Annotated in this window: 1 protein-coding gene; it reads left to right on the top strand. The window is 64.2% G+C overall.

The annotated features are described in order from the left end of the window. Positions 1-2,131 (top strand): NADP-dependent malic enzyme (locus tag PQR53_RS38760; RefSeq protein ID WP_408465862.1); only part of this gene is annotated, 2,131 nt, incomplete at both ends.

Here is a 2,131-nt window from a genome sequence, read left to right as displayed (position 1 = left end):
TCCGCGAAGCCGCCCTCGATTATCACGAGTTCCCGACCCCCGGGAAGATCGCGATCGCCCCGACCAAGCAGATGATCAACCAGCGCGACCTCGCGCTGGCGTACTCGCCGGGCGTGGCGTTCGCGTGCGAGGAAATCGTCGAGAATCCGCTGAACGCCGCGCGTTTCACCGCGCGCAGCAACCTGGTGGGCGTCGTCACGAACGGCACCGCGGTGCTGGGTCTGGGCAACATTGGGCCGCTCGCGTCGAAGCCGGTCATGGAAGGCAAGGCCGTCCTGTTCAAGAAGTTCGCCGGCATCGACGTGTTCGATATCGAGCTGAACGAGTCCGACCCGCACAAGCTGGTCGACGTGATCGCGGCGCTCGAGCCGACCTTCGGCGGCATCAACCTCGAAGACATCAAGGCGCCGGACTGCTTCATCGTCGAGCGCGAATGCCGCAAGCGCATGAAGATTCCGGTCTTCCACGACGACCAGCACGGCACCGCGATCGTCGTCGCGGCTGCGATCACCAACGGTCTGAAGGTGGTCGGCAAGGACATAAAGAACGTCAAGCTGGTGTCGTCCGGCGCGGGCGCCGCGGCGCTGGCCTGTCTGGACCTGCTGGTCGACATCGGCCTGCCGCTCGAGAACATCACCGTCACCGATCTGGCCGGCGTGGTCTACAAGGGCCGCGTCGAACTGATGGACCCGGACAAGGAGCGTTTCGCACGCGAAACAGAAGCCCGCACGCTTGCCGAGGCGATCGGCGGCGCGGACATTTTCCTTGGCCTCTCGGCTGGCGGCGTGCTCAAGCAGGACATGGTCAAACAGATGGCGGACAAGCCGCTGATTCTGGCGCTGGCCAATCCGACGCCGGAAATCCTGCCGGAACTGGCGCTCGAAGTGCGTCCGGACGCGGTGCTGTGCACGGGCCGTACCGACTACCCGAACCAGGTGAACAACGTGCTGGTGTTCCCGTTCCTGTTCCGCGGCGCGCTGGATGCGGGCGCGACAACGGTGACGCGGGAAATGGAAATCGCCGCGGTCAATGCGATCGCCGAACTGGCGCGCCAGGAGCAGAGCGATATCGTCGCGACGGCGTACGGCATCCAGGATCTCTCGTTTGGTCCGGAGTATCTGATTCCGAAGCCGTTCGACCCGCGCCTGATCGTCAAGGTCGCGCCGGCCGTGGCGAAGGCCGCGATGGATTCGGGTGTGGCCGAGCGTCCGATCGAGGACATGGACGCTTACGAACAGCATCTGCAGCAGTTCGTCTATCACAGCGGCACGACGATGAAGCCGATCTTCCAGCTCGCGCGTGGCGTCGAGCCGGAGAAGAAGCGCATTGTGTTCGCGGAAGGCGAGGAAGAGCGCGTGCTGCGCGCCATGCAGATCATCGTCGACGAAAAGCTGGCGAAGCCGATTTTGATTGGCCGTCCGGCGGTGATCGAGCAGCGCATTGCACGCTACGGCCTGCGTCTGGTGGCGGGTCAGGACTACACGGTCGTGAACACCGATCATGACGAGCGCTATCGTGACTTCTGGCAGGAATATCACCGGATGATGTCGCGCAAGGGCATCACCGCGCAGATGGCGAAGCTCGAAATGCGCCGCCGCACCACGCTGATCGGCGCGATGATGGTGGAAAAGGGCGAAGCGGACGGGATGATCTGCGGCACGGTGTCCACCACGCATCGGCACCTGCACTTCATCGATCAGGTGATCGGCAGGAAGCCCGGCGCGAAGGTCTACGCAGCGATGAACGCGCTGGTGTTGCCGAACCGGCAGATCTTCCTGGTCGACACGCACGTGAACGTCGATCCGACGCCGGAGCAGCTGGCCGAGATCACGATCATGGCGGCTGAGGAAGTGCGCCGCTTCGGGATCGAACCGAAGGTCGCGCTGGTATCGCATTCGAACTTCGGCTCGAGCAATGCGCCGACCGCGCAGAAGATGCGCGACACGCTGGCGATCCTGCGCGAACGCGTGCCGGAGCTGCAGGTGGACGGCGAAATGCACGGCGACGTGGCGCTCGACGCGAATCTGCGCCGCGAAGTGCTGCCCGACTCGACGCTCGAAGGCGACGCGAACCTGCTGGTGCTGCCGAACATCGATGCGGCCAATATCTCGTACAACCTGCTGAAGACCGC

It is taken from the genome of Paraburkholderia fungorum (genome assembly GCF_046027605.1).
Lineage (GTDB): Bacteria > Pseudomonadota > Gammaproteobacteria > Burkholderiales > Burkholderiaceae > Paraburkholderia > Paraburkholderia fungorum_F.
Note: the sequence above shows the minus strand (reverse complement) of the source record. Positions and strands in the feature narration are given on the sequence as shown.